This is a genomic window from Lacinutrix sp. C3R15, assembly GCF_018860825.1.
In the GTDB taxonomy this organism is placed as follows: domain Bacteria; phylum Bacteroidota; class Bacteroidia; order Flavobacteriales; family Flavobacteriaceae; genus Oceanihabitans.
The window spans coordinates 466,192-490,544 of record NZ_JAHKPZ010000015.1; the positions used below are offsets into that span (position 1 = coordinate 466,192).

Consider the following 24,353-nt stretch of genomic DNA (forward strand, 5'->3'; position numbering starts at 1 on the left):
GTTAAGAAAATGAGTCAAAAAATTAGAATAAAATTAAAGTCTTACGATCATAACTTAGTAGACAAGTCTGCTGAAAAGATTGTAAAAACCGTTAAAAGTACGGGAGCTGTTGTAACTGGTCCAATACCATTACCAACGCACAAAAAGATTTTCACTGTATTACGTTCACCGCACGTAAACAAGAAGTCAAGAGAACAATTTCAATTAAGCTCTTATAAGCGTTTATTAGATATTTACTCTTCATCTTCTAAAACAATTGACGCTCTAATGAAATTAGAGTTGCCAAGTGGTGTTGAAGTAGAGATCAAAGTTTAAGTTTAAACTTACATGTCCTTAACGATGGTTAGGGAAAAACGGAAAAAATACAATTCAAGGCTGAAACGTATTTTCAGCCTTGTTTTTTAATAAATAGTAACAAATAAATAAATAATAATTATGTCTGGGTTAATTGGAAAAAAAATCGGTATGACCAGCATCTTTGATGAAAATGGAAAAAATATTCCATGTACAGTAATCGAAGCTGGACCATGTATCGTTACCCAAGTCAGAACTGAAGAAGTTGACGGTTATAAAGCTGTACAACTTGGTTTCGATGACGCGACAGAGAAAAGCGCTACAAAAGCAGACTTAGGTCATGCTAAAAAAGCGGGTACTTCTGTTAAGCGTAAAATCGTTGAATTTCAAGGTTTTGATGAGGAGTACAAATTAGGAGATGCTATAACAGTAGATCACTTTACAGAAGGTGAATTTGTTGATGTAGCAGGAACTTCAAAAGGAAAAGGATTTCAAGGTGTTGTAAAACGTCATGGATTTGGTGGAGTTGGTCAAGCTACGCATGGTCAACATAACCGTTTAAGAGCTCCAGGATCTATTGGTGCTGCTTCATATCCTGCGAGAGTATTCAAAGGAATGAAAATGGCCGGAAGAATGGGTGGAGACACAGTAAAAGTTCAAAATTTAAGAGTTTTAAAAGTAGTTACTGATAAGAATCTACTTGTGGTTAAAGGATGTGTTCCTGGCCATAAAAACGCTTATGTAATTATTAGAAAATAATGAAAGTAGCAGTTGTAGATATTAACGGAAAAGACACAGGAAGAAAGGTAGACCTTTCTAAAGATGTGTTTGCTATTGAACCTAATAATCATGCTGTATATTTGGATGTTAAACAATATTTAGCAAACCAAAGACAAGGTACTCACAAAGCGAAAGAAAGAGGTGAGATTACTGGAAGTACACGTAAGATTAAAAAGCAAAAAGGAACAGGTACAGCAAGAGCTGGATCTATTAAATCTGGAGTTTTTAAAGGAGGAGGTCGTATGTTCGGTCCAAGACCAAGAAACTACAGTTTTAAATTAAATAAAAACCTAAAACGTTTAGCACGTAAATCAGCTTTAAGTATTAAAGCAAGTGAAAAATCAATTGTAGTATTAGAAGATTTAAATTTTGATACTCCAAAGACTAAAAATTTCACTGCAATTTTAAAAGCTTTAGGTTTAGAAAACAAAAAATCACTGTTTGTGTTGGGTGCGTCAAATAATAATGTATATTTGTCGTCACGCAATTTAAAAGGCTCTGATGTGATAACAAACTCAGAATTAAGCACTTACAAGATTTTAAATGCAAATCAAGTAGTTCTTTTAGAGAGTTCTTTAGAAGGAATTGAAACGAATTTAAGTAAATAAGAAACAAATGAATATCTTAATTAAACCGATAATCACAGAAAAAGCGACAGCTAATAGCGAGTTAAACAACTGCTATACTTTTCAAGTGAACACTAAGGCGAACAAGGTAGAAATTAAAAAAGCGGTGGAAGCTGCTTATGGAGTTTCTGTTGAAAAAGTTCGTACTATTAATGTCCGTCCAGATAGAAGTACTAAGTTTACAAAAACTGGTATTCAACATGGTAAAACAAATGCTGTTAAAAAAGCAATTGTACAACTGGCGGAAGGTGAGATAATTGATTTATACACTAACATGTAATTAGACTAAAATGTCAGTAAGAAAATTAAAACCAATCACACCAGGACAGCGATTTAGAGTAGTAAATGGGTATGACGCCATAACTACTGATAAGCCGGAGAAAAGTTTATTAGCTCCGAATAAAAGGTCTGGTGGTAGAAACAGTCAAGGAAGAATGACCATGCGCTATATTGGTGGTGGTCATAAAAGAAAGTATCGTATTATCGATTTTAAACGTGATAAAGCAGGAGTTCCTGGTGAAGTTATGTCTATTCAATACGATCCAAACAGAACCGCTTTTATCGCGTTATTGAATTATCAAGATGGCGAGAAAAGATACATCATTGCTCAAAACGGCCTTAAAGTTGGTCAAACAGTAGTGTCAGGTGAAACTGCAACTCCAGAAATTGGAAATGCAATGCCTTTAAGTAATATACCATTAGGTACTATTATTTCTTGTGTAGAGTTACGTCCTGGACAAGGTGCTGTTATGGCGCGTAGTGCTGGAGCATTTGCTCAATTAATGGCAAGAGATGGTAAATTTGCTACAGTTAAATTACCATCAGGTGAAACACGTTTAGTGTTAGTGACTTGTATGGCAACAATAGGTGTGGTTTCTAACTCAGATCATCAATTGTTAGTATCAGGTAAAGCTGGTAGAACAAGATGGTTAGGTAGACGTCCACGTACTAGACCAGTAGTAATGAATCCTGTTGATCATCCAATGGGTGGTGGAGAAGGAAAATCTGCTGGAGGACATCCTCGTTCAAGAAACGGTATACCTGCTAAAGGTTATAGAACCCGTTCTAAAACAAAAGCAAGTAATAAATATATTGTAGAACGTAGAAAGAAATAAGACATGTCAAGATCATTAAAAAAAGGACCTTACGTTCATTATAAATTAGAGAAAAAAGTTGAAGCTAACGTTGAAGCTAACAAAAAAACAGTAATCAAAACTTGGTCAAGAGCAAGTATGATTACTCCAGATTTTGTAGGACAAACAATAGCAGTACATAACGGTCGTCAATTTGTGCCAGTTTACGTAACAGAAAACATGGTAGGACATAAGTTAGGAGAATTTTCACCAACAAGATCTTTTAGAGGTCACGCTGGTGCTAAAAATAAAGGTAAAAAGTAGAAAGCTATGGGAAGTCGTAAAAAACAAATGGCAGACGCTATTAAGGAAGCAAAAAAGGAAATCGCTTTTGCAAAACTTAATAACTGTCCTACATCACCAAGAAAAATGCGTTTAGTAGCCGATTTAGTAAGAGGTGAACGCGTAGAAAAAGCACTTAACATATTAAAATTTAGCCAAAAAGAAGCTTCTAATCGTTTAGAAAAATTGTTATTGTCTGCAATTGCAAACTGGCAAGCTAAAAACGAAGACGCTAATATAGAAGAGGCAGAATTAATAGTTAAAGAGATCAGAGTAGATGGTGGAGCAATGTTAAAAAGATTGCGTCCAGCACCTCAAGGTCGTGCACATAGAATAAGAAAACGTTCAAACCACGTAACATTAGTGGTAGGAGCAAACAATAATACACAAAGCTAAGATAGATATGGGACAAAAAACAAATCCAATCGGAAATCGCTTAGGAATTATCAGAGGATGGGAATCTAACTGGTACGGAGGAAACGATTATGGTGATAAGCTTGCCGAAGACGATAAGATCAGAAAATACGTTCACGCACGTTTATCTAAAGCTAGTGTTTCAAGAGTAATCATTGAAAGAACTTTAAAACTTGTAACCGTTACTATCACTACTGCTAGACCTGGTATCATTATCGGAAAAGGTGGACAAGAGGTAGACAAGTTAAAAGAAGAGCTTAAAAAGATTACAGGTAAAGAGGTTCAAATTAATATATTTGAAATCAAAAGACCAGAACTTGACGCATTTTTAGTAGGTTCAAGTATTGCTCGTCAAATTGAAAACAGAATTTCATACAGACGTGCAATCAAAATGGCAATTGCTGCTACAATGCGAATGAATGCTGAAGGAATTAAAATTCAAATTAGTGGTCGTTTAAATGGTGCTGAAATGGCACGTAGCGAACACTATAAAGAAGGACGTATTCCTTTATCAACCTTTAGAGCTGATATTGACTATGCTTTAGTTGAGGCACACACTACTTATGGTAGATTGGGTGTAAAAGTATGGATCATGAAAGGCGAAGTATATGGTAAAAGAGAACTTTCTCCGCTTGTTGGGTTATCTAAGAAGCAAGGAAAAGGTGGAAGAGGCGGAAGAGATAATAAGAATCAATCTCGTCGTAGAAAGTAATTTTTTAAAGAAAAGAAAAAATGTTACAGCCTAAAAGAACAAAATTTAGAAAAATGCAAAAGGGACGTATGAAGGGGAACTCTGGTAGAGGTCACCAATTATCATACGGTACTTTTGGAATAAAATCATTAGATTCAAACTTTTTAACTTCACGTCAAATTGAAGCTGCACGTATTGCTGCTACTCGTTACATGAAAAGAGAAGGATCATTGTGGATTAAAATCTTTCCAGATAAACCAATCACAAAGAAACCTCTAGAAGTACGTATGGGTAAAGGTAAAGGTGCTGTAGAATATTGGGCAGCAGTAGTTAAACCAGGAAGAATCTTATTCGAAATTGGTGGAGTGCCATTAGAAGTAGCGCAAGAAGCATTACGTTTAGCAGCACAAAAACTACCAGTAAAAACTAAGTTTGTAATTGCTAGAGATTATCAAGCATAATAATTTAAGATGATGAAACAATCAGAAATTAAAGAATTATCTACTGCTGAGTTACAAGAGAAACTTAGTGAGACAAGAAGAAGTTATTCAGACCTTAAAATGGCTCATGTAGTATCCCCTTTAGAGAATCCAATACAGTTACGTTCTGTAAGAAGAGCAGTAGCTAGAATTGCGACTGAATTAACTAAAAGAGAACTACAATAATTCAGCTGAAAAGATGGAAAAAAGAAACTTAAGAAAAGAACGTATAGGTGTAGTTACTAGCAACAAAATGATGAAATCAATCGTTGTTGCCGAAGTAAAAAAAGTCAAACACCCTATGTATGGTAAGTTCGTGTTAAAAACAAAAAAATATGTTGCACACGACGAAACAAACGACTGTAACATTGGAGATACAGTAAAGATCATGGAAACAAGACCTTTATCTAAATCTAAATGTTGGAGATTAGTTGAAATAATTGAAAGAGCTAAATAATTATGGTACAAACAGAATCAAGATTAAAGGTAGCTGATAACACTGGAGCAAAAGAGGTTTTAACCATTCGTGTTCTAGGTGGTACAAAAAGAAGATACGCATCTGTAGGTGACAAAATAGTTGTTACAGTAAAAGACGCAACTCCTAATGGAAACATTAAAAAAGGAGCTGTTTCTACTGCAGTTGTAGTACGTACTAAGAAAGAAGTAAGACGTCCAGACGGATCTTATATAAGATTTGATGACAATGCTTGTGTACTTTTAAACCCAACGGGTGAAATGAGAGGAACACGTGTATTTGGACCTGTTGCTAGAGAACTTCGTGATAAACAATTCATGAAAATTGTATCATTAGCACCAGAAGTGCTTTAATACATTTATAAAGATGACAAAGCTTAAAATAAAATCAGGAGATACAGTAAAAGTAATTGCTGGAGATCACAAAGGATCAGAAGGTAAAGTACTTAAAGTATTAATAGATAAGAACAAAGCGATCGTTGAAGGCGTAAACATGGTGAAGAAACATACTAAACCAAGTGCACAAAGTCCTCAAGGTGGAATCGTAGAAAAAGAAGCTGCAATTCAAATATCTAACTTATCATTGTTAACTTCAAAAGGAGAAACAACAAGAGTTGGATACAGAATGGAAGGCGATAAGAAAGTAAGATTTTCAAAAAAATCTAATGAAGTAATATAGTTATGGCATATACACCTAGACTTAAAGAAGAGTATAAAAGCAAAATAATTGCTGCTCTTACAGAAGAATTTGGTTATAAAAATGTAATGCAAGTACCACAACTTAAAAAGATAGTATTATCTAAAGGAGTTGGTGCTGCAGTTGCAGATAAAAAGTTAATCGACTACGCGTTAGAAGAATTAACAACTATAACTGGACAAAAAGCTATAGCAACAATTTCTAAAAAGGATGTTGCTACTTTTAAATTACGTAAAGGAATGCCAATTGGTGCAAAAGTTACTTTACGAGGAGAAAAAATGTATGAGTTTTTAGACCGTTTAATAACAACTGCTTTACCACGAGTAAGAGACTTTAACGGAATTAAAGCTACTGGATTTGACGGAAGAGGAAACTACAACTTAGGTGTTGTAGAACAAATTATCTTTCCAGAAATTGATATCGATAAGGTAAACAAAATCTCTGGTATGGATATTACATTTGTAACTTCTGCAGATACAGATAAAGAAGCAAAATCATTATTAACAGAACTAGGATTACCTTTTCAAAAGAACTAAGTTATGGCTAAAGAATCAATGAAAGCCCGCGAGGTTAAAAGAGCAAAAACAGTAGCAAAATATGCAGAAAAACGTAAAGCTTTAAAAGAAGCTGGAGATTATGATGCATTACAAAAACTACCTAAAAATGCTTCGCCAGTGCGTATGCACAATAGATGTAAATTAACAGGAAGACCAAAAGGATACATGCGTACCTTTGGTATCTCTCGTGTTACATTTAGAGAAATGGCAAATCAAGGCTTAATCCCAGGAGTTAGAAAAGCAAGTTGGTAAATTTAAATATAATCAGATTTTAGGTTCAACACCAACGTTGAAAACCAAGATCACAAAATCAATTAGTTATGTACACAGATCCAATAGCGGATTATTTAACTAGAGTTAGAAATGCGGTAAGAGCAAACCACAGAGTGGTGGAAATACCAGCATCTAACTTGAAAAAAGAAATTACTAAAATATTATTCGATCAAGGATATATTTTAAGTTACAAGTTTGATGATTCTTCAGTACAAGGAACAATTAAAATTGCCCTTAAGTACAATAAAGAAACAAAAGAACCAGTAATTAAGAAAATTCAAAGAATCAGTAAACCAGGTTTACGTAAGTATGCAAGTTCAAAAGAATTGCCTAGAATCTTAAACGGTCTTGGTATTGCCATTGTTTCTACTTCTCACGGAGTAATGACAGGTAAACAAGCACAAAGAGAGAATGTAGGTGGTGAGGTACTTTGTTACGTTTACTAATTTAAAGCCCAAAAGAAATGTCAAGAATAGGAAATAATCCAGTAGCCATTCCAGAAGGCGTAACAGTAGACATTAAAGATAATGTTGTTACTGTAAAAGGTAAATTAGGAGAATTAACACAAAACTTTGATACTATTGATATCAAAGTAGAAGATGGTAACGTATTAGTTACACGTTCTTCAGACTCTAAAGATCAAAAAGCAAAACATGGTTTGTATAGATCTTTAATCAATAATATGATTGAAGGTGTATCAAAAGGATGGACTAAAAATTTAGAGTTAGTAGGTGTAGGATATAGAGCTTCAAGCCAAGGGCAAAAATTAGATTTAGCTTTAGGTTTTTCGCATAATATAGTAATGGATATTGCTCCAGAAGTGAAAATTGAAACAGTTTCAGATAAAGGAAAAAATCCAATTATAAAATTAACTTCATTTGACAAACAACTAGTAGGTCAAGTTGCTGCTAAAATTCGTGGCTTCCGTAGACCAGAACCTTATAAAGGAAAAGGTGTTAAGTTTGTAGGAGAAGTATTAAGAAGAAAAGCAGGTAAATCAGCTTAATAAGTAAGTTATGGCACTATCAAAATTCGAAAGAAGAATAAGAATAAAAAACAGAATTCGTAAGACTGTATCTGGTACAGCTACAAGACCAAGATTATCTGTTTTTAGAAGTAATAAAGAAATTTATGCTCAAATAGTTGACGATGTAACTGGTAAAACTATCAGTGCTGCATCTTCAAGAGATAAAGACATTAGTTCTGCAAAAGGTAATAAATCTGAAATAGCTACTTTAGTAGGTAAATCTGTTGCCGATAAAGCAATAAAAGCTGGTATTAATACAATCTCTTTTGATAGAGGTGGTTATTTATATCATGGTAGAATAAAATCATTAGCTGAAGGAGCTAGAGAAGCAGGACTTAAATTCTAAGAAATTATGTATCAAAAATACAAAAGCGCAGAGCTAGTAAAACCAAGTGGATTAGATCTTAAAGATCGTTTAGTTGGTGTACAAAGAGTTACTAAAGTAACTAAAGGTGGTAGAGCATTTGGTTTTTCAGCAATCGTTGTGGTTGGTGATGAAGCAGGTGTAGTAGGACACGGATTAGGAAAATCTAAAGACGTTGCTAGTGCAATTGCAAAAGCAGTAGAAGACGCAAAGAAAAACCTAGTACGTATTCCTCTAGTAAAAAGTACTTTACCACATGAACAAAAAGGAAAATTTGGTGGAGCAAGAGTAAACATCATTCCTGCAGCTCCTGGTACAGGAGTAATTGCTGGTGGAGCAGTAAGAACTGTTCTTGAAGCAGTAGGAGTACACGATGTATTATCTAAATCTCAAGGTTCATCAAACCCTCATAACGTAGTAAAAGCAACTTTTGATGCTTTATTACAATTAAGAGATGCAAGATCAATTGCTCGTGATAGAGGAGTTTCTCTTGAAAAAGTTTTTAAAGGATAATAAAGGAAAACGATGGCAAAGATAAAAGTTAAAAAAGTAAAGAGTGCAATCAATCGTACGCAAAGACAAAAGAGAACATTAGAAGCTCTTGGTCTTAAAAAGATTGGTCAAGTAGTAGAGCACGATGCCACACCAAATATCCTTGGTATGGTTGCTAAAGTTTCACATTTAGTTTCTGTTGAAGAAGCAAAATAATATAACACTTACAAATGGATTTAAGTAATTTAAAACCTGCAGAAGGTTCAGTAAAAAATCAAGGTAAACGTATAGGTCGTGGACAAGGTTCTGGAAAAGGTGGTACTGCAACACGTGGTCACAAAGGAGCTAAATCTCGTTCTGGTTACTCTAAAAAAGTAGGTTTTGAAGGAGGGCAAATGCCTATTCAACGTCGTGTACCTAAATTTGGTTTTACTAATATTAACCGTAAGGAATATCAAGGAATTAACCTAGATACGCTACAACAGTTAATTGACGATAAAAAAATTAAAGATACTCTTGATTTAGATACAATGATTACGTTACGTTTAGCTGGTAAAAATGAACTAGTTAAAATATTAGGACGTGGTGAATTAAAATCTAAATTAACAGTAACAGCGCATAAATTTACAGCAACTGCAAAAGCAGCTATTGAAGCAGCTGGAGGAGAAGCAGTAACTTTATAATTTAATTAAGAAGCATGAAATTTATAGAGACATTAAAGAATGTTTGGAAAATTGAAGAACTAAGAAACCGAATCATTTTAACATTAGGTTTACTCTTAGTATATCGTTTTGGAGCACAAGTAGTACTTCCAGGTATAGATGCTTCACAATTAGAAGGTATACAAGGTAATACTGAAGATGGTTTATTAGGTTTACTAAACGCATTTACAGGTGGAGCATTTGCTAATGCATCTGTTTTTGCTCTTGGTATCATGCCTTACATTTCTGCTTCTATTGTAGTACAGTTAATGGGAATAGCTATTCCTTATTTACAAAAACTACAAAAAGAAGGAGCAAGTGGACAAAAGAAAATCACGCAAATTACACGTTGGTTAACCATTGCAATATGTTTGGTACAAGCACCAGGATATTTAGCAAGTTTACCAGCTTTAGGTATTCCTCAATCTGCCTTTTTATTAGGGCAAGGAGGTTTATTCTATTTCTCTTCTGTTATTATTTTAGTAACAGGATGTATTTTTGCAATGTGGTTAGGTGAGAAGATTACAGACAAAGGTATTGGTAATGGTATTTCATTATTAATTATGGTTGGTATTATTGCAACCTTACCTAAAAACTTCTTATTAAACGCCTCTTCTAGATTAGAAGGAAATAACGTTATGTTAATTCTTTTTGAACTTGTAATTTGGTTAGCAATCATTGCAGCAAGTATTATGTTAGTAATGGCTGTTAGAAAAATAGCAGTACAATACGCTAGAAGAACAGCATCTGGAGGTTATGAAAAGAATGTTTTCGGATCAAGACAATATATTCCATTAAAACTTAATGCTTCAGGAGTAATGCCAATTATATTTGCACAAGCAATCATGTTTGTACCAGGTTTAATAGGTAGCTCTTCATTCTTAAAAGATACTGCAGCTGGACAATGGATGCAAACAAATTTTTCTGATATGTTTGGTTTTTGGTACAACTTAATATTTGCTTTATTAATAATAATATTTACTTATTTTTATACAGCAATTACAGTACCAACAAATAAAATGGCAGATGATCTTAAACGTAGCGGAGGATTTATTCCTGGTATACGTCCTGGGTCTGAAACTTCAGAATATTTAGATAAAATCATGTCGCAAATAACATTACCTGGTTCTATATTTTTAGCACTTATTGCTGTGTTCCCAGCATTTATAGTTAAGCTAATGAATGTGCAATCTGGTTGGGCCTTATTTTTTGGTGGTACATCACTATTAATTATGGTTGGAGTTGCAATTGACACTATGCAACAAGTAAATTCTTACTTGTTAAATAGACACTATGATGGCTTAATGAAAACTGGTAAAAATAGAAAAGCAGTAGCTTAATTATAATACTATGGCAAAACAAGCAGCAATAGAACAAGACGGAACAATTATTGAAGCATTATCTAATGCAATGTTTCGTGTTGAATTAGAAAATGGTCACATTGTGACAGCACATATCTCGGGTAAAATGCGAATGCATTACATTAAATTATTACCAGGAGATAAAGTAAAATTAGAAATGAGTCCTTACGATTTAACGAAGGCTCGTATAACTTATAGATACTAATACCAATACGATGAAAGTAAGAGCATCAGTTAAAAAAAGAAGCGCAGATTGTAAAATAGTGCGTAGAAAAGGTAGACTTTACGTGATTAACAAAAAGAATCCTAGATTCAAACAAAGACAAGGGTAATTATGGCAAGAATTGCAGGTGTAGACATACCAAAACAGAAAAGAGGAGTAATATCTCTAACTTATATCTACGGAGTAGGTAGAAGCAGATCAAAAGAAATTTTAGCAGCAGCTAAAGTTGACGAAAGTATTAAAGTTCAAGATTGGAACGATGACCAAATAGCAGCCATTCGTGATGCTGTTGGTACGTACACAATTGAGGGTGAATTACGTTCTGAAACTCAAATAAACATTAAGAGATTAATGGATATTGGATGTTACAGAGGTATTCGTCATAGATCTGGTCTTCCATTAAGAGGACAACGAACTAAAAACAACTCTAGAACTAGAAAAGGTAGAAGAAAAACTGTTGCTAACAAGAAAAAAGCAACTAAATAATAATATAGTCTTTAGTCTTTAGACGTTGGAAAGAATCTGTTTGAAATTTAAAGGTTTAGGATTCTAGCGACTATTAACTAAAACTAAAAGCTAAATATAATATGGCAAAGTCAAGTACTAAAAAACGTAAAGTTATAGTAGATGCTGTTGGAGAAGCGCACATAACTGCTTCTTTTAATAACATCATTATTTCACTTACCAATAAAAAAGGAGACGTTATTTCATGGTCTTCAGCTGGTAAAATGGGATTTAGAGGTTCTAAAAAGAACACTCCATATGCTGCACAATTAGCTGCAGAAGATGCTGCAGGTGTAGCACAAGAAGCTGGTTTAAAGAAAGTGAAAGCTTATGTTAAAGGACCAGGAAATGGTAGAGAATCTGCTATTCGTTCTATTCATAATGCAGGAATTGAAGTAACAGAAATTATTGATGTTACTCCTTTACCACATAATGGATGTCGTCCTCCAAAACGTAGAAGAGTATAATTTACTTTATAAAAAAAAATAAATACCAACTGTTTTATATAGTTGGTATTTAATTTTTTATATGTAAATTTGCAAACTGAAAAAATTATTACAAACAAGTATCAAAAAAAGAGATCAACGTTTGTCGAAGGATAAGATTAAGACCTTAATTCACAAACACTCTTAAAAAAACAATTTATTATGGCAAGATATACTGGTCCTAAAACTAAAATAGCTCGTAAATTTGGAGAAGCTATATATGGAGAAGATAAATCTTTTGAAAAAAGAAATTACCCTCCAGGACAACACGGAAACGCTAGACGTCGTGGAAAAAAATCGGAATACGCAATCCAATTAATGGAAAAACAAAAAGCTAAATATACCTATGGTATTTTAGAGCGTCAATTTAGAGGTTTATTTAAAAAAGCAACTGCTGCACAAGGTATTACAGGTGAAGTTTTATTACAACTTTGCGAGTCTAGATTAGACAACGTAGTATACAGAATGGGAATTTCTCCTTCTAGATCTGGAGCAAGACAATTAGTATCTCACAAGCATATTACGGTTAATGGAGAATTAGTAAATATTCCTTCTTACCAATTAAAAGCTGGAGATGTTGTTGCAGTAAGAGAAAAATCAAAATCACTTGAAGCTATTGATAGATCTTTATCAAATTCAAGTCAAGTTTACGAATGGATTACTTGGAATAATGATACTAAGCAAGGAACTTATGTTTCTGTTCCTGCTAGAATTCAAATTCCAGAAAACATCAACGAGCAATTCATCGTAGAATTATATTCTAAATAATAAATTAATCATATTGGTATATAGCCAAAGGATTTATTAGTGCTCTTCAAACTTTTAAATCGCGCAACTATATAACAATTAAAACGAAGAAAAAAATGGCAGTATTTAATTTTCAAAAACCTGATAAGGTAATCATGATTGATTCTACAGATTTTGAAGGGAAATTTGAATTTCGTCCTTTAGAACCTGGATATGGATTAACCGTTGGAAACGCTTTAAGAAGAGTTTTACTTTCTTCTTTAGAAGGGTTTGCAATCACTTCTGTAAGAATGGAAGGTGTAGATCATGAGTTCTCTACTATAGCTGGTGTTGTTGAAGACGTAACAGAAATGATTTTAAACTTAAAACAAATGCGTTTTAAGCGTCAAATAGAAGATGTAGATAACGAATCGGTTTCTATTTCTATTTCTGGTCAAGAACAAATTACAGCAGGAGATTTTCAAAAATTTATTTCAGGATTCCAAGTATTAAATTCAGAATTAGTAATCTGTAACTTAGATCCTAAAGTAAATATTAACATGGAGATTACCATTGAAAAAGGAAGAGGTTATGTTCCTGCAGAAGAAAATAAAAAGTCATCTGCACCAATAGGTACTATCTTTACAGATTCAATTTACACTCCAATAAAAAATGTTAAATATAGCATTGAAAACTTTCGTGTAGAACAAAAAACAGATTACGAAAAATTAGTTTTCGAAATTATTACTGATGGTTCTATTACTCCACAAGATGCATTAACAGAAGCAGCTAAAACATTAATTCACCACTTCATGTTATTCTCTGATGAGCGTATTACTTTAGAAGCGGATGAAATTGCACAAACAGAAACTTATGATGAAGAATCTCTTCATATGAGACAACTACTAAAAACTAAACTAGTAGATATGGATTTATCTGTACGTGCTCTTAATTGTTTAAAAGCAGCAGAAGTAGATACCTTAGGAGACTTAGTATCTTTCAACAAAAACGACTTAATGAAATTCCGTAACTTCGGTAAAAAATCATTAACAGAGCTTGAAGAGCTTGTAAATGTTAAAGGTTTAAACTTTGGTATGGACCTTTCAAAATATAAATTAGATAAAGATTAATTACTTCATATTTTGCTCCTCAATAGTGAGTTAGAGCAAGATGAAGCTAAAACTAAAATGTCATGAGACACGGAAAAAAAGTAAACCACTTAGGTAGACAAACAGCACACAGAAAAGCAATGTTAGCTAATATGGCTTGTTCTTTAATAGAGCATAAACGTATTAATACAACAGTTGCAAAAGCAAAAGCTTTAAAGCAGTTTGTAGAACCAATGATTACAAAATCTAAAGAAGATACAACACACAACAGACGTATTGTTTTTTCTAGATTAAGACAAAAAGAAGCAGTTACAGAATTATTTAGAGAAGTAGCTACTAAAGTTGGTGATCGTCCAGGTGGATATACACGTATTATCAAATTAGGAAATCGTTTAGGAGATAACGCAGATATGGCAATGATTGAACTTGTAGATTACAATGAAATCTATAATGCAGATAAAAAAGCTAAGAAAACTACGCGTAGAAGTAGAAGAGGTGGTAGCAAAACTGTTGCACCAGCTGTAGATACTAAAGCTACAAACGAAGAAGAGTAAAAATAACATATTTTTAACACAGTAAAAAAGGCAAACTTTAATAAGTTTGCCTTTTTTTTTTAAATTTACCCAAACAAAAAAAACAATATTTATATTATGAAAAAACTTCTTTTAATTACACTTTTATTATGCGCAAATTTTATTTTCTCGCAACAAAGCGCATCTATAATTTTAAATCATGATGCAGATAATTATGGAGGTTTTAACATGAACAACGGAGTTTGGGTAAAAAGCAAGCAAACAGAAACAGATTTAGTTGGCTCTAATTACCTATTTAAAAATTGGCTTAACAAAGCTGTAGTTTATGATACTGAAGATAAAGGATATAAATTACCAAATTGTAACTTTAATATTCAATATAATAGATTTGAATCTAATTTAAGTGATGCATCTATAGATTCTGTTTTCTCTTTTGATTCTAGAACAATAAATAAGTTTGTTATTGCAAACAAGACATTTTTAAAGAAAAAAGTAGATGGTAAAGGAAGTAACTATTTTATGGAGTTAATAGCTCTAGGAAGTGAATTTACCTTATATAAAGCATACAGCTCTAAAATAGTTTACGCGCAAGTAAACCCAATGACTTCTCAAAAGTTAGGAAATGACATGATTAAAATATCAGAAGAATATTATACAGAAAAAGATGGTGTACTTACTCCTTTTAAACAAAAGAAGTCTGTAATATTAAACTTAATGGCAAGTAAAAAGAAACAAATTAAAACCTTTATAAAAGAAAATAAGCTATCTGTATCTAATGAAGCAGACCTTCATAAAATATTTAATTATTATCATTCTTTATAAAAAATAATAAAAAAGGTAAGCTATTTAGCTTGCCTTTTTTTATAAACACATATTAAATATATGGTATAATATTTGCTCTATAAACATTAAAACAAATACTTATGAAATATCTATTTTTATTGCCTGTGTTATTATTAATAACAAATTCTTTTAGTCAAGATGCAGAAATAGTAACTAATGGTTCTTCAAGTTATGGAAACTCAGAAATTAATGGTGCTTCTACTAATGGACTTTGGATTAAAAACGCATCTGTTGTAAATGATATGGAAGGAAGTTCTTATTTGTTTGAAAATTGGAACAATAATGCTATTATTTATGATTTGTCAGGTAAAAGTTACAATTTACCAAACTGTAATTTTAATATAGAATCTAATCGTATAGAAGCACAATTAGATGATGTAAAAGATAAAATTTTTGCATTTAACACTAGAGATATTACTAAAGTTGAAATTAATAATAAAGTATTCTTAAAGAAGAATACAACTAAAGGCAATAATAGGTTAGTAGAAGTATTACAAGAAGGTGATAAAACAACTTTATTTAAAGCCTATGATATTTCTATAACTAAAGCTACTGTTAACCCTATGACCCAACAAAAAATGGGAAAAGATAAAATAGTAATACAAACGAAGTATTATGTAGAGAAAGCTAACAAAACACAACCAATAAAATTAAAAAAAGCGGTGTTAATGGAGGTAATGGTAGACAAAAAAAATGAGGTTAAAACCTATATTAAAGAGAATAAACTGTCTATTACAAAAGAGCAAGATCTTATTGAAATATTAAATTATTATAATACTTTGAGCTAATAAATTTTAAACCTAAAAAATATAAAGGATAAACTATTTTAGTTTATCCTTTTTTTTATGCAATTTTGCAAAACAAACAACACTACATAAAATATATAATGAAATACCAATCTCTTAGAAAAGCGCTTATTCTATTAGCAGATGGAACTGTTTTTCATGGTAAAGCAGTAGCTAATAAAGAAGGAACAGCCTTTGGCGAAGTTTGCTTTAATACTGGAATGACAGGTTATCAAGAAATTTTTACAGACCCTTCTTATTTTGGGCAACTCATGGTAACTACCAATGCACATATAGGTAATTATGGTACAAAAGCAGATGAAGTAGAATCTGATGACATTAAAATAGCAGGACTTATTTGTAAAAATTTCAGTTATGAATATTCTCGCGATGCTGCTGACGCTTCCTTAGAAGAATTTTTAGATAAAAATAACCTTTTAGCAATTTCAGATGTAGACACAAGAGCTCTTGTAAGCTATATAAGAGATCATGGAGCAATGAATGCTGTAATATCTACAGATGTAGAAAATGTAGAAGCACTAAAAAAGCAACTAGCCGAAATACCAAATATGCAAGGTCTAGAACTTGCTTCACAAGTATCTACTAAAGAGCCATATTTTTATGGAGATGAAAATGCTTCATTAAAAATAGCCGCTTTAGATATAGGTATTAAGAAAAACATACTTCGTAATTTTGCTAAAAGAAATGTCTATATAAAAGTATTTCCATATAATTCAAAATTTGAAGATTTAGAAGCATGGCAACCAGATGGCTACTTTTTATCTAATGGTCCAGGAGACCCAGAACCTTTAGTAGAAGCTCAACAGGTAGCAAAAGAAATTATTAAAAGAAATTTACCTTTATTTGGTATCTGCTTAGGGCACCAGGTAATTGCACTAGCAAATGGTATTTCTACTTATAAAATGCACAATGGACATAGAGGTATTAATCATCCTGTTAAAAATTTAATTACAGGAAAAGGTGAAATTACTTCGCAAAACCATGGATTTGCAATAAATAGAGAAGAAACAGAAGCACATGCAGATATAGAAATTACACATGTACACTTAAATGATGATACCGTTGCAGGTATTAAAATGAAAAGTAAAAACTGTTTTTCTGTACAATACCATCCAGAAGCTAGTCCTGGGCCACATGATTCGTCATACTTATTTGATGCGTTTATTAAAAACATGGCATCTAATTAATATAGAAAAGACAACAAATACAGAAATTTGTTGTCTTTTCTGTTTTACTAAAACGTTTTAGCAATTATTTTATATAATAATTTAATTAACGTACTTAAAAAAAGAGAATTAAAAAGTAAATTTGAGTAACAAAAACATATTTTATGAGCATTATAATTAATATTCACGCAAGACAAATTTTAGATTCAAGAGGAAACCCAACAGTAGAGGTAGACGTTATTACAGAAAACGGATTCTTAGGAAGAGCAGCAGTACCATCTGGTGCATCAACAGGAGAACATGAAGCTGTAGAGTTACGTGATGGAGGAGATACATTTATGGGAAAAGGAGTTACTAAAGCTGTAACTAATGTGAATACTATAATTGCAGATGAGTTATTAGGTGTTTCCGTTTTTGAACAAAACGATATTGATCAAATTATGATTGATTTAGATGGTACACCAAATAAATCTAAACTAGGAGCAAATGCCATTTTAGGTGTTTCTTTAGCTGTAGCAAAAGCAGCAGCAAATGAATTAAGTTTACCATTATACAGATACGTTGGTGGTGTAAGTGCAAACACACTTCCTGTACCAATGATGAATATTATAAATGGTGGTTCTCATAGTGATGCTCCTATTGCATTTCAAGAGTTTATGATTATGCCAGTAAAGGCTAAAAACTTTACACATGCCATGCAAATGGGAACAGAAATTTTTCACAATCTTAAAAAAGTATTACACGATAGAGGTTTAAGTACTGCTGTTGGTGATGAAGGTGGATTTGCACCAAACTTAGAAGGTGGTACAGAAGATGCCTTAGAAACTATTGCTAAAGCTGTAGCTAATGCTGGATACAAGTTAGGAGATGATGTAATGATTGCTTTAGACTGTGCATCAGCAGAGTTTTATGTAGACGGTAAATACGACTACACAAAGTTTGAAGGTGACAAAGGAAAAATAAGAACTAGTAAAGAACAAGCAGATTACTTAGCAGAATTAGCTGCTAAATACCCAATTATTTCTATTGAAGACGGAATGGATGAAAATGATTGGGATGGTTGGAAATATTTAACCGAAAAAATTGGAGATAAAGTACAATTAGTAGGAGACGATTTATTTGTAACTAATGTAGAGCGTTTATCACGAGGAATAGAAAATAGCATAGCAAACTCTATTTTAATTAAAGTAAACCAAATAGGTACTTTAACAGAAACTATTGCTGCAGTTAATATGGCACATAATGCAGGATATACTTCTGTAATGTCTCATAGATCTGGTGAAACAGAAGATAATACTATTGCAGATTTAGCTGTTGCTTTAAATACAGGGCAAATTAAAACAGGTTCTGCTTCACGTAGTGATAGAATGGCTAAATATAACCAATTACTTCGTATTGAAGAAGAGTTAGGTCAAGTAGCTTATTATCCACAAGAAAAAGCATTTAAAATCAAATAATACTATTTATAGTAACCCCAAAAAAGTGCTTATTTGTTTAAAATAAGCACTTTTTTTATACTATAAATTTTAAATATATTAATATTGAAAAAACCTTTGTCACTTCGCTTTAAAAATCGTGTGATTTTTCGTAATTTAGCATTCCGCAAAAACAAATAATATTCAAAAATAAATATGTCAAAAACAGCTACATTAGAAATTGATGGAAAAAAGTATGAGTTTCCTTTAATTGTAGGAACAGAAAACGAAGTTGCTATAGATATTAAAACGTTAAGAACAGCAACAGGTGGTGTTACAACCATAGATCCTGGTTATAAAAATACAGGTTCTTGTGAAAGTGCAATAACTTTTTTAAATGGTGAAGAAGGTATCTTAAGATACAGAGGTTACTCTATTGAAGAATTAGCCGAAAAAGCAGATTTTTTAGAAGTAGCATTCTTACTTATTTTTGGTGAATTACCAACAAAAGAAGAATTAGAGAAATTTCATGCAGATATAAAAGCACAATCTGTAGTAGATGACGATATAAAAAAGATATTAGACGCTTTTCCTAAGACAGCACACCCGATGGGAGTGTTATCTTCTTTAACAAGCGCGTTAACAGCATTTAATCCTTCTTCTGTAAATGTAGATTCTGAAGAAGATATGTATAAAAGCGTAGTTAAAATACTAGGTAAATTTCCTGTGTTAGTAGCTTGGACAATGCGTAAAAAACAAGGGTTACCATTAGACTATGGTGATAACTCTTTAGGTTATGTAGAAAACATCTTAAAAATGATGTTTAAAAAACCAAATGAAGAATATACACAAAACCCAATTTTAGTTAATGCTTTAGATAAGTTATTAATCTTACATGCAGATCATGAACAAAACTGTTCTACTTCTACAGTACGTATAGTTGGTTCTGCACATACAGGTTTATTTGCTTCTATTTCTTCTGGTATTTCTGCACTTTGGGGACCTTTACATGGTGGAGCAAATCAAGCGGTTTTAGAAATGTTAAGTGGTATTGAAGCAGATGGTGGAGATACTAAAAAATATATGGCAAAAGCTAAAGATAAGAGTGATGCTTTCCGTTTAATGGGCTTTGGACATAGAGTATACAAAAACTTTGACCCTAGAGCAAAAATCATTAAAGTTGCTGCAGATGAAGTTTTAGGTGATTTAGGTGTAGAAGATCCTATTTTAGATATAGCTAAAGGATTAGAAAAAGAAGCCTTAGAAGATAAATACTTTGTAGATAGAAAACTATATCCTAATGTAGATTTTTACTCCGGAATTATTTACAGAGCTATGGGTATTCCTACAGATATGTTTACTGTAATGTTTGCACTTGGAAGATTACCAGGTTGGATTGCACAATGGCGTGAAATGCGTTTACGTAAAGAACCAATAGGAAGACCAAGACAAGTGTATATTGGAGAAAACAGTAGAACTTTTAAAGACATAAAAAACAGATAATATAATTTATTTTATCCATTAAAGCTTCATAAGTAATTATGAAGCTTTTTTATATATTTACATTATGCTAAAACTAAATGTTAAAAATGAAACTTCTAGGTTAAGAGCAGTTATTTTGGGTACTGCAGTTAGTAATGGACCAACACCAAACTTAGAAGAAGCTTATGATCCAAAATCTTTAGAACATATAAAAGCAGGAACCTATCCTGTTGAAGAAGATATGGTAAAAGAAATGGAAGCTGTAGCAGCTGTTTTTAAAAAGTATGATGTTGCGGTTTACAGACCAGAATTAATAAAAGATTGTAATCAAATATTTGCTAGAGATATTGCTTTTGTAATAGACGATGTTTTTGTAAAAGCAAATATCTTACCAGATAGAGAAGAAGAATTAGATGCTATACAATATGTTATAGATCAAATTAATCCTGAAAAAGTTATTCGTCCGCCAGAAGAAGTACATATAGAAGGAGGAGACGTTATGCTGTGGAACGATTATATTTTTGTAGGTACCTATAGAGAAGAAGACTATGCAGATTATATTGTTGCTAGAACCAATATACAAGGCGTAGCATTTCTTGAAAAAACCTTTCCGCATAAAAAGGTAAAATCTTTTAACCTAAGAAAATCACAAACCAATCCTAGAGATAATGCATTGCATTTAGATTGCTGTTTTCAGCCAGTAGGAACAAATAAAGCCATTTTACATAAAGAAGGGTTTTTAGAAGAAGAAGAATATGAATGGTTGTTGCATTATTTTGGAAAAGAAAACTGCTTTATTATTACCAAAGACGAAATGTATAGTATGAATAGTAATGTGTTTTCTATTGCTGAAGATGTAGTAATTTCTGAAAAAAACTTTACTAGATTAAACACATGGTTACGCAAAAATGGTATTACTGTAGAAGAAGTACCTTATGCAGAAATAGCTAAACAAGAAGGATTGCTACGTTGTAGTACCATGCCTTTAATAAGAGATTAGTGTTAAATAGAAAATGCGCCACATTTGCGACGCATTTTCTTCACTATTAACCATAGAGTCTCTCAATCTATAATTAACTTTTTTATTATTCTAACGTTGTTACTTGTTTGTATGTTAACAATATAAGTTCCGGAAGATAGGTTGTAGGTGTTTATGCTTTTATTGGTATTATCTAACTCTTTGTAAAGTACTTTTCTTCCTAATAAATCATACAAAGTAACAGCAAGTTCTTCGCCATCATTAGAAGTTATAGTAACATAATTAGTTGCAGGGTTAGGATACATTTTTATACTACTTTCAGAAAAAGTATCTATACCTAAGGTGCCATTTTGAACACCACAGTAAGTAATACTCCAAGAATTAAGGTAACCATCGTCACCAATACCAGTATCAGTAATATTTAATGTCCAGTCACCAAGACTACTTTCTCCATTAAGAGCAGAAAGCGCTTGTATAGGTTGTAGGGTTCCTGATATAGCTGGACTTGTAGAAGAACAATTAATAGCACTAGATCCAGCATCATCAAAAGTTACCAGCATATCTGGATTAGAATCACACTGTGTAGCTATTAATGATATGGTGGTTCCTTGAGGGCTAATGAGCTCTAATACTACATCACCAATATAAGGATGCGTTATATCTACACTAATATTAATATCTGATAAAGGAATATCATTTTCAATAGTAATAGTACTACTTGTTGTTAATGTAGATAGAATTAAAGAAGGAGTAGTACTATTTGCTGTTAAACATTCTGTTTCTCCAGTTGTAAAACTATAGGCAGTAGAAAAAACACTTTCTCCACATTCATTTTTTTGTTTAACACGCCAATAATATGTTGTGTTTTCATTTAAACTAGTTGTTTGTGTATATGTATTACTAGCTACTGTACTTGTTTCTATAATGGTATTAAAATTAGAATCGCTTGCTATTTCAATATCATAAACTACTGTTGCTTCAGTATTATCTGTACTCCAAGTATAGTTAGGGTACGTTGCTTGGTTAGTGCTATAATTTACAGGAGTTACCAATGATGGAACAGAAAAAGTGCTAGCTTGTAATGTTAAATTAACATCAGCAGTTCTGTTAGTACTTATAGAAGTACCTTCTGCAGTTATGGTGTAATCTTGTGCTGTTGCTCCATTAAAACCATCAATAGTCATAACAATTGTTTCTTCTGCAGTGCTAGCAGAAACAGGTGTAAAGGTAGTTGTCGCTCCAGCAGGTAAACCAGTAGCAGAAAATGTTACCGTTTCTAAAAAACCAGAAGAAGGTATATAGTCAAAGCTAAAAGAAGTACTATTAGTATTGTTGCATTCTGATTTTGTAACATCTATTGCTGTTAAGAAAAATGTAGGAGTACTAACTTCTTCAATAGTTATTATAGCATCATTAACATCTAAAAAAATGTTGTCTGCAGCACTTACCATTAAGCGTCCTGTTGTTGTAAGCGTAGCAGGAACAGTTATATTTGCTGTACCATTATTTGGTACGTTATTGGCTAATATTACTGTGTCTGTAAAATCACCTGTAGCAGAAAATGAAATGTTTATTAATTGACAATTAACAGTAAGTATGTTTGTTGTATTTGCCACATCCCAAGTAATGGTTTCTGTAGCACCTTGAGTCCAAGTAGTATTTTCATTTTGACTAGATACTTCAAAAGGACCTGCAGACATATCGGTATTAATAGTCATTAAATCATCAGCTGTTTGTCCTCCATAAATAACATTATCTCTAACGGTTAAGGCAAACTCAAAAGCACGTTGTGCGTAAGGAATTACTTCCCAGGTAGGCGTAAGGTCATTATTTAAAATATCACTCATTTGTGGTAAGTATCTTTTAGGTGAAGTGCTACCTCTTCTAGATCTAAACATTGGTCCTGCAGTTGCAGTAGGTATAGGTAAAAGCGGAGACTGCATATCTTCATTATCATTTTGTTCCCAAGTATAAGTAATAACATCTCCATTAGTAGCAGTATCAGGATCTGAACCCGAAGCTGTAAGTACAAATGCGGTACCAATAGGAATAATATAATCATCACCAGCATCTGCCGTAGGAGGTAGGTTTGTTACAACAATTTCATCAAAACAAGTAGAACTTACACCACTTTGAATGTTTGCACTAATATCTCTAATGTTTACATAATTAAAATAATCATCAGAGTTGTCTTGTACATTTTGTCCTGTGCATATTCCTGCATAGCCCATAATAGAAGAACCACTTCCTGGCTCTACTTCTGTATTGTTACCACTTTTTAAACAAGTGGTTGTTCCGTTATGTGTATGGTAACCTCCCATTTGGTGACCAATTTCATGTGCTACATAATCTACATCAAATGAATCTCCAGTAGGATTAGAACGACCTGTCATTCCACTTCCTTTAGTACCAGAGGTGCATACGCAACCAATGCAACCTGCATTTCCGCCACCATCGGTATTAAAATTGTGACCTATATCATAATTAGCATCACCAATATTATTATCTATAACTTCTTGTGTTTTGTCGTTATACTCTCCATCAAAAGGATCTGTGGCTGCATCATAGTACATGATATCAAAATTGTTTGGTACAAACTGAAATGTTACACCCATTTCTTTTTCATAAATACCATTTACACGAGTCATGGTTATTACCATTTGTGCCATGATATTCGATTTTTTTTCAAAATCTGTAGTAGCACTTCCAATAAACAAAGCACCATATTCTCCAGTACATGACATTGCTAATTCATAACGTCTTATTTTACTGTCGTCTGTAGCACGAAGTATTTCACTAGAAGGTGTATTGCTTGCTTTTTCATACATTGTATTATCTGTTTCGCAAGAAAAAATATCATCAGAGCTATTGACTAAATCACTACGTTTATAGGCGATATAAACCGATTTGTCTTTAGTATAAGGATCAATAAAGAATGTTGATTTTCCAGGCTCAAAAACTTGTCCGTGAAATCCAGCCTGTGAAACACTAAAACGAATAAAAGTGCCAGGGTTTTCTATAGAACGCCCAACAAAACTTTTTATGTTTGGCAGTTGAGCAGCTAATGTTGGGTGTAAAATTTCGGTATCTAAAACACGGTAACTTTCTAATCCTCCTGCTGCATTAGGCACTTGAATGATGTTTGGAGAGGCACCAAAGAATTCTCCAAGAATGGGAGTGTTTTGCAATTTATTTTTAATAGATTCAAGGTTCACAGAATATAAACTATACGCTGTAGGCATTTTATCTTTATTGAAGCTAATATTTTTTAAATCTTTTTTGGGTGTTATTTTAGACCAGTCATTCGTCTTATTTTGTGCCCACGAAATACTCATAAAAGCGCAAAGTATTACTGTAAAAATTATAGGGATTTTTTTCATAATAATTTATTTAAATTAATAGGTTTAAAAGCCTGATGGTAACCATCAGGCTTTTTA

At 32.6% G+C, this 24,353-nt stretch carries 36 protein-coding genes; 35 read left to right on the forward strand and 1 reads right to left on the reverse strand.

Annotation, left to right across the window (positions count from 1 at the left end; all coding sequences use genetic code 11):
• Positions 1 to 9 precede the first annotated feature (9 nt).
• From rpsJ to KO494_RS07635, 35 genes are all read left to right on the forward strand, one after another.
• Entirely contained in the window at positions 10 to 315 is a 306-nt protein-coding gene (gene rpsJ / locus KO494_RS07465) for a 30S ribosomal protein S10 (RefSeq protein ID WP_010181931.1), read from the forward strand.
• A gap of 120 nt (positions 316 to 435) precedes the next feature.
• On the forward strand, positions 436 to 1,053 hold the full coding sequence (gene rplC / locus KO494_RS07470) for a 50S ribosomal protein L3 (protein ID WP_215966966.1): 618 nt from the start codon (positions 436 to 438) through the stop codon (positions 1,051 to 1,053).
• Positions 1,053 to 1,682: a 50S ribosomal protein L4 gene (gene rplD / locus KO494_RS07475; RefSeq protein ID WP_215966967.1), complete on the forward strand. Its 630-nt coding sequence runs from the start codon at positions 1,053 to 1,055 to the stop codon at positions 1,680 to 1,682. Before rplC ends, rplD begins: the two co-directional genes overlap by 1 nt.
• Before the next feature lie 7 nt (positions 1,683 to 1,689).
• The gene (gene rplW / locus KO494_RS07480; protein WP_055442882.1) at positions 1,690 to 1,980 is read left to right on the forward strand and encodes a 50S ribosomal protein L23; all 291 of its coding nucleotides are present in this window, start codon (positions 1,690 to 1,692) and stop codon (positions 1,978 to 1,980) included.
• 10 nt (positions 1,981 to 1,990) lie between these two features.
• Positions 1,991 to 2,815, forward strand: a complete 825-nt coding sequence (gene rplB / locus KO494_RS07485) for a 50S ribosomal protein L2 (RefSeq protein ID WP_215966968.1) — start codon at positions 1,991 to 1,993, stop codon at positions 2,813 to 2,815.
• 3 nt (positions 2,816 to 2,818) lie between these two features.
• Positions 2,819 to 3,097: a 30S ribosomal protein S19 gene (gene rpsS, locus KO494_RS07490; protein ID WP_215966969.1), complete on the forward strand. Its 279-nt coding sequence runs from the start codon at positions 2,819 to 2,821 to the stop codon at positions 3,095 to 3,097.
• Between the two features lie 6 nt (positions 3,098 to 3,103).
• Positions 3,104 to 3,511: a 50S ribosomal protein L22 gene (gene rplV, locus KO494_RS07495; RefSeq protein ID WP_215966970.1), complete on the forward strand. Its 408-nt coding sequence runs from the start codon at positions 3,104 to 3,106 to the stop codon at positions 3,509 to 3,511.
• Positions 3,512 to 3,518: 7 nt separating this feature from the next.
• Positions 3,519 to 4,241 (forward strand): 30S ribosomal protein S3, encoded by a 723-nt coding sequence (gene rpsC / locus KO494_RS07500; RefSeq protein ID WP_215966971.1) that lies wholly within the window; start codon positions 3,519 to 3,521, stop codon positions 4,239 to 4,241.
• A gap of 20 nt (positions 4,242 to 4,261) precedes the next feature.
• The gene (rplP, locus tag KO494_RS07505) at positions 4,262 to 4,681 is read left to right on the forward strand and encodes a 50S ribosomal protein L16 (RefSeq protein ID WP_055442878.1); all 420 of its coding nucleotides are present in this window, start codon (positions 4,262 to 4,264) and stop codon (positions 4,679 to 4,681) included.
• A gap of 12 nt (positions 4,682 to 4,693) precedes the next feature.
• Positions 4,694 to 4,885: a 50S ribosomal protein L29 gene (gene rpmC / locus KO494_RS07510; protein WP_215967034.1), complete on the forward strand. Its 192-nt coding sequence runs from the start codon at positions 4,694 to 4,696 to the stop codon at positions 4,883 to 4,885.
• A gap of 13 nt (positions 4,886 to 4,898) precedes the next feature.
• Positions 4,899 to 5,156 (forward strand): 30S ribosomal protein S17, encoded by a 258-nt coding sequence (rpsQ, locus tag KO494_RS07515; RefSeq protein ID WP_013869035.1) that lies wholly within the window; start codon positions 4,899 to 4,901, stop codon positions 5,154 to 5,156.
• A gap of 2 nt (positions 5,157 to 5,158) precedes the next feature.
• A complete protein-coding gene (rplN, locus tag KO494_RS07520; protein WP_183486600.1) occupies positions 5,159 to 5,527 on the forward strand; it encodes a 50S ribosomal protein L14 in 369 nt (122 codons plus the stop codon).
• A gap of 13 nt (positions 5,528 to 5,540) precedes the next feature.
• The gene (gene rplX, locus KO494_RS07525; protein WP_215966972.1) at positions 5,541 to 5,852 is read left to right on the forward strand and encodes a 50S ribosomal protein L24; all 312 of its coding nucleotides are present in this window, start codon (positions 5,541 to 5,543) and stop codon (positions 5,850 to 5,852) included.
• A gap of 2 nt (positions 5,853 to 5,854) precedes the next feature.
• Complete coding sequence (gene rplE, locus KO494_RS07530; protein ID WP_215966973.1) at positions 5,855 to 6,406, forward strand: 50S ribosomal protein L5; 552 nt, start codon at positions 5,855 to 5,857, stop codon at positions 6,404 to 6,406.
• Between the two features lie 3 nt (positions 6,407 to 6,409).
• A complete protein-coding gene (rpsN, locus tag KO494_RS07535; protein ID WP_069831950.1) occupies positions 6,410 to 6,679 on the forward strand; it encodes a 30S ribosomal protein S14 in 270 nt (89 codons plus the stop codon).
• 68 nt (positions 6,680 to 6,747) lie between these two features.
• Positions 6,748 to 7,146 (forward strand): 30S ribosomal protein S8, encoded by a 399-nt coding sequence (gene rpsH, locus KO494_RS07540; RefSeq protein WP_215966974.1) that lies wholly within the window; start codon positions 6,748 to 6,750, stop codon positions 7,144 to 7,146.
• Between the two features lie 17 nt (positions 7,147 to 7,163).
• The gene (rplF, locus tag KO494_RS07545) at positions 7,164 to 7,706 is read left to right on the forward strand and encodes a 50S ribosomal protein L6 (protein ID WP_215966975.1); all 543 of its coding nucleotides are present in this window, start codon (positions 7,164 to 7,166) and stop codon (positions 7,704 to 7,706) included.
• Between the two features lie 10 nt (positions 7,707 to 7,716).
• Complete coding sequence (gene rplR, locus KO494_RS07550) at positions 7,717 to 8,073, forward strand: 50S ribosomal protein L18 (RefSeq protein WP_215966976.1); 357 nt, start codon at positions 7,717 to 7,719, stop codon at positions 8,071 to 8,073.
• Positions 8,074 to 8,079: 6 nt separating this feature from the next.
• A complete protein-coding gene (rpsE, locus tag KO494_RS07555; RefSeq protein WP_215966977.1) occupies positions 8,080 to 8,604 on the forward strand; it encodes a 30S ribosomal protein S5 in 525 nt (174 codons plus the stop codon).
• A gap of 12 nt (positions 8,605 to 8,616) precedes the next feature.
• Positions 8,617 to 8,799, forward strand: coding sequence for a 50S ribosomal protein L30 (gene rpmD, locus KO494_RS07560; RefSeq protein ID WP_215966978.1), 183 nt, complete (start codon positions 8,617 to 8,619; stop codon positions 8,797 to 8,799).
• A 14-nt stretch (positions 8,800 to 8,813) separates the two neighbouring features.
• Positions 8,814 to 9,266 (forward strand): 50S ribosomal protein L15, encoded by a 453-nt coding sequence (gene rplO, locus KO494_RS07565; RefSeq protein ID WP_215966979.1) that lies wholly within the window; start codon positions 8,814 to 8,816, stop codon positions 9,264 to 9,266.
• Positions 9,267 to 9,280: 14 nt separating this feature from the next.
• A complete protein-coding gene (gene secY, locus KO494_RS07570) occupies positions 9,281 to 10,624 on the forward strand; it encodes a preprotein translocase subunit SecY (protein WP_215966980.1) in 1,344 nt (447 codons plus the stop codon).
• 10 nt (positions 10,625 to 10,634) lie between these two features.
• On the forward strand, positions 10,635 to 10,850 hold the full coding sequence (infA, locus tag KO494_RS07575; protein ID WP_007094967.1) for a translation initiation factor IF-1: 216 nt from the start codon (positions 10,635 to 10,637) through the stop codon (positions 10,848 to 10,850).
• A gap of 10 nt (positions 10,851 to 10,860) precedes the next feature.
• Positions 10,861 to 10,977 carry a type B 50S ribosomal protein L36 gene (gene ykgO / locus KO494_RS07580; RefSeq protein WP_013305171.1) on the forward strand — a complete coding sequence of 39 codons (117 nt, stop codon included), beginning with the start codon at positions 10,861 to 10,863 and terminating at the stop codon, positions 10,975 to 10,977.
• A gap of 2 nt (positions 10,978 to 10,979) precedes the next feature.
• Positions 10,980 to 11,354 (forward strand): 30S ribosomal protein S13, encoded by a 375-nt coding sequence (rpsM, locus tag KO494_RS07585; RefSeq protein ID WP_215966981.1) that lies wholly within the window; start codon positions 10,980 to 10,982, stop codon positions 11,352 to 11,354.
• A 101-nt stretch (positions 11,355 to 11,455) separates the two neighbouring features.
• Positions 11,456 to 11,839: a 30S ribosomal protein S11 gene (gene rpsK / locus KO494_RS07590; RefSeq protein ID WP_215966982.1), complete on the forward strand. Its 384-nt coding sequence runs from the start codon at positions 11,456 to 11,458 to the stop codon at positions 11,837 to 11,839.
• Between the two features lie 180 nt (positions 11,840 to 12,019).
• Positions 12,020 to 12,625: a 30S ribosomal protein S4 gene (gene rpsD, locus KO494_RS07595; RefSeq protein ID WP_215966983.1), complete on the forward strand. Its 606-nt coding sequence runs from the start codon at positions 12,020 to 12,022 to the stop codon at positions 12,623 to 12,625.
• Between the two features lie 95 nt (positions 12,626 to 12,720).
• Positions 12,721 to 13,713, forward strand: coding sequence for a DNA-directed RNA polymerase subunit alpha (locus tag KO494_RS07600; RefSeq protein ID WP_215966984.1), 993 nt, complete (start codon positions 12,721 to 12,723; stop codon positions 13,711 to 13,713).
• 62 nt (positions 13,714 to 13,775) lie between these two features.
• On the forward strand, positions 13,776 to 14,246 hold the full coding sequence (gene rplQ, locus KO494_RS07605) for a 50S ribosomal protein L17 (protein WP_215966985.1): 471 nt from the start codon (positions 13,776 to 13,778) through the stop codon (positions 14,244 to 14,246).
• Positions 14,247 to 14,342: 96 nt separating this feature from the next.
• Positions 14,343 to 15,047: a hypothetical protein gene (locus KO494_RS07610; protein ID WP_215966986.1), complete on the forward strand. Its 705-nt coding sequence runs from the start codon at positions 14,343 to 14,345 to the stop codon at positions 15,045 to 15,047.
• A 101-nt stretch (positions 15,048 to 15,148) separates the two neighbouring features.
• Positions 15,149 to 15,856 (forward strand): hypothetical protein, encoded by a 708-nt coding sequence (locus KO494_RS07615; RefSeq protein ID WP_215966987.1) that lies wholly within the window; start codon positions 15,149 to 15,151, stop codon positions 15,854 to 15,856.
• 98 nt (positions 15,857 to 15,954) lie between these two features.
• Positions 15,955 to 17,061 carry a glutamine-hydrolyzing carbamoyl-phosphate synthase small subunit gene (gene carA / locus KO494_RS07620; RefSeq protein ID WP_215966988.1) on the forward strand — a complete coding sequence of 369 codons (1,107 nt, stop codon included), beginning with the start codon at positions 15,955 to 15,957 and terminating at the stop codon, positions 17,059 to 17,061.
• Between the two features lie 143 nt (positions 17,062 to 17,204).
• Complete coding sequence (gene eno / locus KO494_RS07625; protein ID WP_215966989.1) at positions 17,205 to 18,497, forward strand: phosphopyruvate hydratase; 1,293 nt, start codon at positions 17,205 to 17,207, stop codon at positions 18,495 to 18,497.
• A gap of 174 nt (positions 18,498 to 18,671) precedes the next feature.
• Entirely contained in the window at positions 18,672 to 19,958 is a 1,287-nt protein-coding gene (locus tag KO494_RS07630; RefSeq protein WP_215966990.1) for a citrate synthase, read from the forward strand.
• A gap of 64 nt (positions 19,959 to 20,022) precedes the next feature.
• On the forward strand, positions 20,023 to 20,937 hold the full coding sequence (locus tag KO494_RS07635; RefSeq protein WP_215966991.1) for a dimethylarginine dimethylaminohydrolase family protein: 915 nt from the start codon (positions 20,023 to 20,025) through the stop codon (positions 20,935 to 20,937).
• A gap of 62 nt (positions 20,938 to 20,999) precedes the next feature.
• On the opposite strand, the gene KO494_RS07640 is transcribed toward KO494_RS07635, so the two are convergent.
• A complete protein-coding gene (locus tag KO494_RS07640; RefSeq protein WP_215966992.1) occupies positions 21,000 to 24,296 on the reverse strand; it encodes a zinc-dependent metalloprotease family protein in 3,297 nt (1,098 codons plus the stop codon).
• Positions 24,297 to 24,353: the final 57 nt, after the last annotated feature.

What these genes read in the sequence shown, in the direction of transcription:
- rpmC (WP_215967034.1), top strand. Translation starts at nt 4,694, where the DNA reads ATGAAACAATCAGAAATTAAAGAATTATCTACTGCTGAGTTACAAGAG.
- rplN (WP_183486600.1), top strand. Translation starts at nt 5,159, where the DNA reads ATGGTACAAACAGAATCAAGATTAAAGGTAGCTGATAACACTGGAGCA.
- rpsE (WP_215966977.1), top strand. Translation starts at nt 8,080, where the DNA reads ATGTATCAAAAATACAAAAGCGCAGAGCTAGTAAAACCAAGTGGATTA.
- eno (WP_215966989.1), top strand. Translation starts at nt 17,205, where the DNA reads ATGAGCATTATAATTAATATTCACGCAAGACAAATTTTAGATTCAAGA.
- rplP (WP_055442878.1), top strand. Translation starts at nt 4,262, where the DNA reads ATGTTACAGCCTAAAAGAACAAAATTTAGAAAAATGCAAAAGGGACGT.
- rplQ (WP_215966985.1), top strand. Translation starts at nt 13,776, where the DNA reads ATGAGACACGGAAAAAAAGTAAACCACTTAGGTAGACAAACAGCACAC.
- rplX (WP_215966972.1), top strand. Translation starts at nt 5,541, where the DNA reads ATGACAAAGCTTAAAATAAAATCAGGAGATACAGTAAAAGTAATTGCT.
- KO494_RS07615 (WP_215966987.1), top strand. Translation starts at nt 15,149, where the DNA reads ATGAAATATCTATTTTTATTGCCTGTGTTATTATTAATAACAAATTCT.
- KO494_RS07640 (WP_215966992.1), bottom strand. Translation starts at nt 24,296, where the DNA reads ATGAAAAAAATCCCTATAATTTTTACAGTAATACTTTGCGCTTTTATG.
- rplE (WP_215966973.1), top strand. Translation starts at nt 5,855, where the DNA reads ATGGCATATACACCTAGACTTAAAGAAGAGTATAAAAGCAAAATAATT.
- KO494_RS07635 (WP_215966991.1), top strand. Translation starts at nt 20,023, where the DNA reads ATGCTAAAACTAAATGTTAAAAATGAAACTTCTAGGTTAAGAGCAGTT.
- infA (WP_007094967.1), top strand. Translation starts at nt 10,635, where the DNA reads ATGGCAAAACAAGCAGCAATAGAACAAGACGGAACAATTATTGAAGCA.
- rplW (WP_055442882.1), top strand. Translation starts at nt 1,690, where the DNA reads ATGAATATCTTAATTAAACCGATAATCACAGAAAAAGCGACAGCTAAT.
- rplF (WP_215966975.1), top strand. Translation starts at nt 7,164, where the DNA reads ATGTCAAGAATAGGAAATAATCCAGTAGCCATTCCAGAAGGCGTAACA.
- rpsQ (WP_013869035.1), top strand. Translation starts at nt 4,899, where the DNA reads ATGGAAAAAAGAAACTTAAGAAAAGAACGTATAGGTGTAGTTACTAGC.
- rpsC (WP_215966971.1), top strand. Translation starts at nt 3,519, where the DNA reads ATGGGACAAAAAACAAATCCAATCGGAAATCGCTTAGGAATTATCAGA.
- rpsJ (WP_010181931.1), top strand. Translation starts at nt 10, where the DNA reads ATGAGTCAAAAAATTAGAATAAAATTAAAGTCTTACGATCATAACTTA.
- KO494_RS07600 (WP_215966984.1), top strand. Translation starts at nt 12,721, where the DNA reads ATGGCAGTATTTAATTTTCAAAAACCTGATAAGGTAATCATGATTGAT.
- rpmD (WP_215966978.1), top strand. Translation starts at nt 8,617, where the DNA reads ATGGCAAAGATAAAAGTTAAAAAAGTAAAGAGTGCAATCAATCGTACG.
- rplR (WP_215966976.1), top strand. Translation starts at nt 7,717, where the DNA reads ATGGCACTATCAAAATTCGAAAGAAGAATAAGAATAAAAAACAGAATT.
- rplO (WP_215966979.1), top strand. Translation starts at nt 8,814, where the DNA reads ATGGATTTAAGTAATTTAAAACCTGCAGAAGGTTCAGTAAAAAATCAA.
- rpsS (WP_215966969.1), top strand. Translation starts at nt 2,819, where the DNA reads ATGTCAAGATCATTAAAAAAAGGACCTTACGTTCATTATAAATTAGAG.
- carA (WP_215966988.1), top strand. Translation starts at nt 15,955, where the DNA reads ATGAAATACCAATCTCTTAGAAAAGCGCTTATTCTATTAGCAGATGGA.
- rplB (WP_215966968.1), top strand. Translation starts at nt 1,991, where the DNA reads ATGTCAGTAAGAAAATTAAAACCAATCACACCAGGACAGCGATTTAGA.
- rplV (WP_215966970.1), top strand. Translation starts at nt 3,104, where the DNA reads ATGGGAAGTCGTAAAAAACAAATGGCAGACGCTATTAAGGAAGCAAAA.
- rpsN (WP_069831950.1), top strand. Translation starts at nt 6,410, where the DNA reads ATGGCTAAAGAATCAATGAAAGCCCGCGAGGTTAAAAGAGCAAAAACA.
- KO494_RS07630 (WP_215966990.1), top strand. Translation starts at nt 18,672, where the DNA reads ATGTCAAAAACAGCTACATTAGAAATTGATGGAAAAAAGTATGAGTTT.
- rpsK (WP_215966982.1), top strand. Translation starts at nt 11,456, where the DNA reads ATGGCAAAGTCAAGTACTAAAAAACGTAAAGTTATAGTAGATGCTGTT.
- secY (WP_215966980.1), top strand. Translation starts at nt 9,281, where the DNA reads ATGAAATTTATAGAGACATTAAAGAATGTTTGGAAAATTGAAGAACTA.
- rplD (WP_215966967.1), top strand. Translation starts at nt 1,053, where the DNA reads ATGAAAGTAGCAGTTGTAGATATTAACGGAAAAGACACAGGAAGAAAG.
- rpsM (WP_215966981.1), top strand. Translation starts at nt 10,980, where the DNA reads ATGGCAAGAATTGCAGGTGTAGACATACCAAAACAGAAAAGAGGAGTA.
- KO494_RS07610 (WP_215966986.1), top strand. Translation starts at nt 14,343, where the DNA reads ATGAAAAAACTTCTTTTAATTACACTTTTATTATGCGCAAATTTTATT.
- rpsH (WP_215966974.1), top strand. Translation starts at nt 6,748, where the DNA reads ATGTACACAGATCCAATAGCGGATTATTTAACTAGAGTTAGAAATGCG.
- rplC (WP_215966966.1), top strand. Translation starts at nt 436, where the DNA reads ATGTCTGGGTTAATTGGAAAAAAAATCGGTATGACCAGCATCTTTGAT.
- ykgO (WP_013305171.1), top strand. Translation starts at nt 10,861, where the DNA reads ATGAAAGTAAGAGCATCAGTTAAAAAAAGAAGCGCAGATTGTAAAATA.
- rpsD (WP_215966983.1), top strand. Translation starts at nt 12,020, where the DNA reads ATGGCAAGATATACTGGTCCTAAAACTAAAATAGCTCGTAAATTTGGA.